The organism is Loigolactobacillus iwatensis (assembly GCF_003950295.1).
GTDB lineage: Bacteria > Bacillota > Bacilli > Lactobacillales > Lactobacillaceae > Loigolactobacillus > Loigolactobacillus iwatensis.
In genome coordinates, this window is the sequence record NZ_RHNP01000059.1 from 1 (window position 1) to 8,420 (window position 8,420).

Genomic DNA, 8,420 nt, shown 5'->3' on the forward strand with positions numbered 1-8,420 from the left:
CGTGGCACTGGAAAAATCGAATATTCGATTTTTCCAGTGCCACGTCTTATTTAAACTTACTTATGTCACAGCCTCTTCTATTACTATAAGATAGTAGCCCAATTACGATTAAGAAACAAGGTGTTCCTTTATTGAAAGAACCCACACCTGAAATGGAAATGTACCAGTTTAGAGTAAATACTCTTTTCAACACTTACTGGCTACTTTTTCTGTGCCAGTTCATCTTTTAAGCGTTGATTTTCTTCGCGCATTTTACGACTCTTACGGTGCATGATGAACCAGATGAGTCCACCAAGTATTAGTAAGATACCAAATCCAATTAACGTGTACAGCAATGTGTGATCAGGCTTAATTGAAACGTCTCTTTTATTCAATTTATCGGCCGTTTTACCACTAACTGCTTCTTGAAGTGCCAAGTATGGCCCTTAGATTTAGCTATAATATCCATTTGATAAGTTCCCGCCTTCAAACGCTCACCGTTCAAACGTAATGGGTAACTAAAAACAGAATTAGGTGCCAGTTGTAAATTCGTACTCTTCTGTTGATAGATTTTCTTGCCATTTTGTAAAACTTTTGCGTTAACGGAGAACTTATTAATGTACATTGCCGAAACATTGCGTAACTCTGACGTAATCACGTTACGGTAGTTAGTTTGTGTGGCGGTAACTTTACCTAATTTAAGTTGCGGTGTAATTTTCTTAGTTGATTGTTGAAGCACAATGCCAAGGAGGTAGGCGTATTGATTTTGTACGGTAGTCCCTTTTTTCTGCTTTTTTTGAGCATCAAGTTGATTTTGATCTTGCAGTCTCAGACCACCGGCGATAACTCCTCTAAAAGCGTGATCAGGCATCACCACATTCAATTTAAGCTGCTTGGTTTCATGTGGTGCTAAGGTTAATGTCTTCTCAGTAGGTTGAACGTAATCAGTAATTTTATACTTCAAAGTCTTATCAGACTTAGCAATTCCCTTATTATACTCAACTACCCCGTTTAAGTTCGTTGTCGCTTGACTAACAGTTGGCTTTATTTTTACTTCTTTGGCCGTACTGTTATTCACAGTTACGCTTATTTGTTGTTTGTGCCCAGGATTGAGCTTAACATCAAAGTAATTAACAGTTCGATCAACTTGATTATCAGGCAAATTGGCCTGAACACCAAAAGTTAACTCGTTGGCTGCCGCTGGTTGAACTACAACGAACAATCCAATTAACAGGAACAATCCAATTAGCCAAGTTTTTTTCCGTAACAAAGTCAATCACTTCTTCCTCAATGACAATTTAATTTTTACTGATTAATGTGCCTTGAAATTATTTTTCGTCAAATTTAGCGTAGACGTGGCTAAAAAACTAGTCTAATATCCAGAACTTGAATGGTCTTTTAGTCACTTGCTAGCAATAATAATTAATTTTTACGCGTTAGCAGGTGTATCTTCTAAATTCCAAGTTAACGTTGTATTATACGCGTCTGCTTCTGGATGGGCCGCCGCCGGAACCATAAGTTTAACGCTTGAGTTGTCTTTTGTGCCAAAGCTATCAACCCAGGTACCGAAACCATTGCCAGTGGCCGCATTCATTACCTGAGTGGTTGCACCATCAGTGCTTAATTTGGCTTCACTAGAAGTTACTGTCCCGCCAGTGGCACTATTATCTGAAGTTGTTTTTGTAGTTCCTTTACCTAAGCTCAGTTCGGCACCAGTTAATTCAGTCCCACTTTTTGCTGCCTTAAACTGAGCATCCTCAGAAACGGTCAATGACCAGCCTTTAACGGCACCAGAACGTTGGTCAGTTACCTGTGCGTAGTTAGCGAAAGTTGTGCTACCATCCTTGTTGTGATCATCTTTGGCCGTATAGGTGGTATTAGTTTTTGGTACGGCATTAGTACCAAAATCAAGATTTGACGCATAATCAAGACTTAATGGCCCAGGGTTTTCAGTTTCGCCACCACCACCGGGGTTGTCGATATCTGGATCTTCTGGATCAACTGGATTAGTTGGGTCTGTGTTATCCGTAAAACTAGCAGTTGCGTCTGTGTTCGCTGTACTTGTACTTGCTGCCAAGGCTGTTCCTGAGATACCACCACTGATTAATAGGCCACCAGCTGCGGCCAAAGTGAGTAAAGATAGTTTTTTCATAATATTCGAGCTCCTTTATTGTTTGGTTTGTTTTAATTGATAAATACGACTGGTTATTGCCACTAAAGAGATTAAAGTAATGCCAATCAGGCTTAAAAACCATGTGGATTGACCACTAGTTTGGGGTAACATTAAGGTCGCCTGTGTATGCGCACCTTTGGTTGGTACTGCGTTCTGATTTTTCCGACTGTTAGTTGCAGTATCAGTTGCGGTTATCTGACCACCATTATCTGGCCGATTCGTTGGTGACTCACCTCCGGGTTTAACGTCAGTCTGTCCTGCCTGAAAACCAATCGAAGCGTCAGTATTAGTTTCGGCCCGAATCGGCGTTGCCACTAAAAAGGCACTGCTGAGAACTAATCCTAACAGTAATTTTCTTGAAAGCATTTGCCTATCCTCCTTAACTATTTATTAGCTGGCGTTTCCTGTAAGTTCCAATTGACAGTCCCACTATATTTTTCACCAGTCTTAGGCTGCCCTGGCTGCGGTTCAAAAGCCAATCCAGTTTTCTCATTCCAACCGCCAGAAATGGAGGTTGTTTTCCCTGTGGTTGCCGCCGGTAAATCATACACTGGTGACGCCGCACTACTCAAGGTATAATCAGTGCCACCAGCTAAATAGTGCAGACTATTCGTTAAGGTACTGCTAGAAGTTGTACTAGTCATTTGCTTCACTAATGAAGCAGTCACTTTCCAACCAGTTAATTGAGCGCCAGTGGGGATTGTTCGTGTATCTTCAACTGCCAATTTTTGTGTTGCATCAGTAATTTTCCCCATAACTGTTGGTTTAGTTGCGAAGTCTGCCGACATGGTTCCAAAGTCTATCTGGCTCGGTGCTACAAGATTAAGTGTCCCTTTCACATAAATAAGCCGGAAATTATTACTAATAGTGTCTCCTTTACCAGTGCTTACATCGAATCGCAGACCATAAATACTACCTAGTCCGCTAGCAAAGGGAGCCAGTTTTGCAGCGGGGATTGTAATTGAAAATGGTGTTTTTACGTTATTTCCATTAGTAACAATAGTCCCTAACGGTTGGGACACTGCATTTCCAGGGGGATTAGGTCCAGCACCAGAAATCTTTTTAGGAATATAAGCCATAGTTAGTGTCTCCTTAATCGAGTCCGTAATATTCCCGGTTAACGTCACACCCGTGCTATTTTCGTAATAATAAATATCACTTAGACCACCAGACAAAATTTGTTGGTCAACTTTAACTGTATAGGTTGCTCTGGCAGACTTTCCACCATCAGTTTCTTTGACAGTTTGTTTAGCCGGACTATCAGTCTTTACCGCGCTACTGCTTGAACTACTATTCGCGTTGGTGCTACTACTTGTGGCCTCGTTACTTATTTTTTCACTGCTTTTTTCCTCACTACTTGCTACTGAGCTAGCGGCCACTTCGGAACTATCTGAACTGCTACTGGCTGCTTCACTGGTAATCGAACTGCTACTTGCCACCTCGCTAACACTTGGAAGTGAACTGCTACTTTCAGTATTTGCAGGTGCAGCAACGGTAAACGCTAATGGATTACTGGCCGCCTGACCATTTGCAAATTGTGCGGTCATTTGGTAATCGCCTGCCGTCTGAAGTTTTACTGGTAAATTAATAGTTTGTGTTGCGCCTATCTTAGTTAGTGTTAAGGTAATTTGTTGCGGTTTTGCTTGATCAACTTCATAATCAGTCTTTTCATCAACCACCCTAGCTAGATCGAATTGCACCCCCTCTGGTAATGTAATTTTGACCTGATCCTTCTCCGTCGCACCAGTTACATCTAACTTAAAATCTGCCGTTTCACCGACAACTAAGGCCTGCTGCGGCTGTTTCAGAATCAGCTCTGGTTGGTTTGCTAAACTGTCGGTTGGGCAAACGATTAAAAGAAAGCCACCTAGGATTAGCAACATAACTTCAACTATTTTCTTCAAAAGCCAATCACCTCCCAACTTTGAAAAATAGGTTTAATAACTTCCTCTATTACAACCCAAATTCTAGCAGCAAAAGCAACTTATGCGCTTTCATTTAATCGACTAAATCTATTTTTTTTTGATAGTTATAAGTCGATTATACTTATCATTACGGTATTTCTAGCGCCAATCATCACACTTACTTCACAATTTATTCATATTTTAAAAGCATAAATTAATCGATGTGAATATAAAAAGGACCTTATAAAAAGCTAATCACGGTAATTAGCAGTTTATAAGGTCTATTTTTCATAATTTCTGAGCTTATTTAGTTACTTTTTATAATTTATTTAGCCCAAATATGACCAAAAAATAATTCAAAGTGTTATTGAAAACTATTTCTGTCCTTCACAAATAATTTATTGTCCTTGCGCAGTAAAATCTAAGCACTTTCTAATGTAACCATCCGCGCATATTTTGAGTGTTTAACTTTAATTAAGTACTACTGTGCCATCACTCAAAACTAGTGAATTACGTTGTAAATCAAGACCAGATTCTAACCCTTTCATGAGTAAATTTAAGAATGACGTTCCAGCAAACCATCATAATAATTTTGATGAATTAAATCATGAATATTTTTAATGTCGCTTTGATTTCCCAAATTAGCAATCCAATAAGTGTGGTCGGCGTCGTCATAAGCCCTGGTTGCCGTATTGGTCACCACTAAATCATAAGCGTATCCCGGTTGGTATAACATGACGATTACATTTAAATCAGTCCTGAATTGCTGCTCTAACTCCTCACGCAGAATTCGTTCTAAGTGTGCGTTAAGGCTTGTATCCAAACCAATAAAGATCTCGCGCTGTTGCTGATACTGAAATTCACGTAAAACCAAGTGAAAGCTCTGGTCAAAATACAACCAATTATTCTGAATTAAATTTCGTAATTGCGGCCGGCTGCTCTTCATCAAACGATCATGAATAACGGTAACTAGTTGACCCACATTGGCTGAGAATACTGTTGTTTCGTAATACTGCGTATATTGCTGATCAAAACTAGAAATAGTCCCGTTAAAACAATAGGGGCGGGCACAAATATCAAATAAAAATTTTGAAAGTTCAAAGGGCCACTCATCAGACGTTATTTTCAATGCAGTAAAAAATTCGGCTTCAATACTGCGCACAATTTGGTTTAGCCCCGTTTGATTTTTCCGATTAATAAGTGAGAAACGGGAAACAATCTGATTCTTGCTGTTAAAAACCGCTAAACTGATTAACATCGTACATAATGATTCGACTTCAAACGGCCGGGTAATTTTAAAAAATTGTTGAAAGCAATGTTGTACCTTGCCGTACAAAACATTATTTTGGTATAGCTCACGAATGTGCGTTGGAATGGTTGCATCCATAATCACTGACTGCCGGGCACGTCGATTAGAAATTTGTAACCAGCGATTAACGTGTCGGCGGGCCGATTTTGAGAAAGTAAACCCCAATTCTTCTTGCAAACAGTGAATAAAGTCATGAATCGCTGGCGTTGAGGCCACTGAATAGCCTGATAGACCGAACAAACAATAATAGAAGTATCTTACCTGTAACTCGCTACCAATTAATTGGCCGTTTTGAACCGTTAGCTTAAACTCCGCAAGAACAGGCCGTATTTGTTTTAACCGGCGGTACAAAGAAGCTTCACTAATATTGAGTCCATTGGCCAAATTAAACATACTAACACCTGGTTGCTGGTAAATTAGAACCAATAACCGGTAATTTATTGACTTTTGCACGTATGTTTCGATAATAAATTGTTCTACTGATAATTGTCCTTTTGTGGTAAATTGCAGTGCCATTCCAGTGTCAATTAGACTAGCACTGTGGGTTGGTTCATAGACCTGTAAGTCTTCCTGATGGCGTTGACTATAACGATTTAAGGTACTTTGTGAAACCTGTAATTCCTGCGCTAATTGCTGCTTAGATAGCGCATGCTCCGCAAGGTAAAGCTTTTCAATCAGCCGCGTTAAGGCCCGTTCAGATTTATCTAATAAATCTTCTTTTAACATGCCATTTATTCCCCCAGTTAAACGATTAGTCTGGCGTTAGTATTCATGAAGTTACATTTTTATTCAGTGCTAAATTAATATATTCTCAAATTTTTAGCTTATATGTCAAGTCTATCATTTTTGTAAGAATTACGATAAATTGCGGATTGTGATCATTTTCTAAAAACAGTTGGCTCAGTGACAAGGGTATCCCAAAATTCATAGTTAAGTAAGTTAAGCAACAATCTATTGTTGAAATTAACTATGAATGCGGCCCATTTTGAATGCACAAAAGGACCAGTAAATTGTGGGCTGGCCGTTCCAAAATCCACGATTTACTGGTCCTCATTTAACAGTAATTTTTAGTAGTAATGATTAAATAAAATAACCTACAAACTGGTCAATTAATGATGTTTAAATATAGCGCTAATGTTTACTTAAAGATCGCCGGCCGTGATTTCACCTTTATCGATTGCCCGGGTATTTAAAAACCAATATTGATGCCAGTCACCAACTAATGCTGAATAAGGTACTGGTTCTTGACCATTTTCCTCTACTTTATCATTCAAATAATTACGGAGAATCCATGGATCATCCATTGATTGCTGCGTCAAACTAAATAAATGATCGAGCTTGGTCATACTGATATCCAAGTCACTGGCCACCTGATCTTTGGTTAGACCACTGCGGACAAAATTTTCATGTAATTCGTTGATCGTATTCTTAATTTGTTGTGGATTTAATGACATAAATACTACCTCCTGAAGTTTTTAATGATGATTTTTTGTGCTACACAAGATTTACAAGTTGTACGTGACAAGTATGGTAAAATGAGCGCCAGATTTGATTTTCTCTCCATAACGGCCGCCCAACAAGCTTGGATTTTTACTGGCATTCTTCTGCCACGAATTTCGTACACCCGAAACATGTCACCCTCCAAAACGCATAATATGAGGCCAGGACAAAAGTTCTAGTTGCTTATTATTTCCTAACATTATGCTAGAACGTACACCAAAAGTCTGGATTCAAGTGCCTAACTATCGCTAATCCAATAACCATAGTACGGTTATTGGATTAGCATACGTTACGCAGTAAACTCAAAACCGACTTTTGGCGCACTCCCTTTCAAGTTATTAAGATCTGTTTTGTATAAAGCAATATCCCATGACCATTTACTATTATAGAGACGACAAACCGAAAACTAAAGAAAATTATGATACATATTATTTAATATGTATCATAAATAAAATTAGTTTATAAAAATAGTGTAACAACGCTCCTGAAAGCGTCACTACACCGGTTAAATATCTAATTATTTACAACTGTAAAGCGTTGATGCAAGTGTGTTGGTTCTTCTATTTCAGCAACGATCGCCGCCGCAAAATTACCTGTTGACACAGTTGCTTTACCATTACTATCAGTCATTGCATTATCCGTTCCAAGACGGTAACTGGTTGCTGGTCCCACCACAAATTCGATCTGCGGTGAAACGGCCGTCCATTTAACATTATCAACCCATTTTAAATAATTATATTCATGTGTTTGCTGAATTGGCGTCCCAATCCAAGGTTGCCCTGCAGCACGTTTCAAAACGCTATCTAACAATAAATTGCCTTCTTCATCGCGCAATGAGCTAGACCCAAGAATAAAAAGTAATGTTGTATGCGTATCTTCCCGAAATTCAGTAATTAACTGCGTTGCTAAATCTAAATGTTGGTAAGATTTTGGTGACGCAAATGCATCAATGACGTAGTCAAAATTATGTAAATCGTTATACGTCAGCGCAAGTGCATCCTTTTCTAAAATCTTGGCATCGGCTCCAAACATTTTTTGTGCCTTAGCCTTATTACGTACGATTGCGGTAACCGTGTGCCCTTTTTTTTCGGCCGTTTTAAAAATTGCACTACCAGCATTACCAGTTGCACCAATAATTCCAATTTGCATAAACAATAACCTCCAAGCTTTATTCGAATTTATCAGGTTCCGGCTGTTACTATAACACTACTTAGAAGATGAGACAAAAGTTTTGGCCGCTTAATTACGCTAGAACACGCACCAAAAATCCGAGTTCTGCCCGCCCAACTACAGCTCATCCAATAATCACAGTACAGTTATTGGATGAGCTTACGTTACACAATAAACTTAAAATCAAATTTTGTCCCACTTTCCACTCATTAATAGCCGAGTTGGTTTGCCAAAAAACTTTTAACCAGCTTTTATTCACTGAATAACTGGATAAATTCTACCATATAAAAACGCTACCGAAATTTCGGGGCTCTACAATATCTGTTGTTGGTAATAGATTAATTCTGTTATCGATGACGGATTTTTTTGTATATATTAGTATTAA

8 protein-coding genes are annotated in these 8,420 nt (G+C 38.8%); all 8 read right to left on the bottom strand.

Features of this window, described 5'->3' with window-relative positions; all coding sequences use genetic code 11:
• Window positions 1-200: 200 nt before the first annotated feature.
• The gene (locus EKM98_RS11435; protein ID WP_125982697.1) at window positions 201-416 is read right to left on the bottom strand and encodes a hypothetical protein; all 216 of its coding nucleotides are present in this window, start codon (window positions 414-416) and stop codon (window positions 201-203) included.
• A complete protein-coding gene (locus EKM98_RS11440; protein ID WP_125982698.1) occupies window positions 371-1,255 on the bottom strand; it encodes a DUF916 and DUF3324 domain-containing protein in 885 nt (294 codons plus the stop codon). Before EKM98_RS11440 ends, EKM98_RS11435 begins: the two co-directional genes overlap by 46 nt.
• Window positions 1,256-1,408: 153 nt before the next feature.
• Entirely contained in the window at window positions 1,409-2,131 is a 723-nt protein-coding gene (locus EKM98_RS11445; RefSeq protein WP_125982699.1) for a WxL domain-containing protein, read from the bottom strand.
• 15 nt (window positions 2,132-2,146) lie between these two features.
• Window positions 2,147-2,518, bottom strand: coding sequence for an LPXTG cell wall anchor domain-containing protein (locus tag EKM98_RS11450; RefSeq protein ID WP_125982700.1), 372 nt, complete (start codon window positions 2,516-2,518; stop codon window positions 2,147-2,149).
• A 17-nt stretch (window positions 2,519-2,535) separates the two neighbouring features.
• Window positions 2,536-4,056 (bottom strand): hypothetical protein, encoded by a 1,521-nt coding sequence (locus tag EKM98_RS11455; protein ID WP_125982701.1) that lies wholly within the window; start codon window positions 4,054-4,056, stop codon window positions 2,536-2,538.
• Between the two features lie 556 nt (window positions 4,057-4,612).
• Window positions 4,613-6,091, bottom strand: a complete 1,479-nt coding sequence (locus tag EKM98_RS11460) for a helix-turn-helix domain-containing protein (RefSeq protein WP_125982702.1) — start codon at window positions 6,089-6,091, stop codon at window positions 4,613-4,615.
• 416 nt (window positions 6,092-6,507) lie between these two features.
• Complete coding sequence (locus EKM98_RS11465) at window positions 6,508-6,819, bottom strand: DUF2316 family protein (protein ID WP_125982703.1); 312 nt, start codon at window positions 6,817-6,819, stop codon at window positions 6,508-6,510.
• Between the two features lie 559 nt (window positions 6,820-7,378).
• Window positions 7,379-8,014 (bottom strand): NAD(P)-dependent oxidoreductase, encoded by a 636-nt coding sequence (locus tag EKM98_RS11470; RefSeq protein WP_125982704.1) that lies wholly within the window; start codon window positions 8,012-8,014, stop codon window positions 7,379-7,381.
• Between the last annotated feature and the right edge of the window lie 406 nt (window positions 8,015-8,420).

Coding starts and splice junctions, on each gene's coding strand:
- EKM98_RS11445 (WP_125982699.1), bottom strand. CDS start 2,131: ATGAAAAAACTATCTTTACTCACTTTGGCCGCAGCTGGTGGCCTATTA.
- EKM98_RS11450 (WP_125982700.1), bottom strand. CDS start 2,518: ATGCTTTCAAGAAAATTACTGTTAGGATTAGTTCTCAGCAGTGCCTTT.
- EKM98_RS11460 (WP_125982702.1), bottom strand. CDS start 6,091: ATGTTAAAAGAAGATTTATTAGATAAATCTGAACGGGCCTTAACGCGG.
- EKM98_RS11465 (WP_125982703.1), bottom strand. CDS start 6,819: ATGTCATTAAATCCACAACAAATTAAGAATACGATCAACGAATTACAT.
- EKM98_RS11470 (WP_125982704.1), bottom strand. CDS start 8,014: ATGCAAATTGGAATTATTGGTGCAACTGGTAATGCTGGTAGTGCAATT.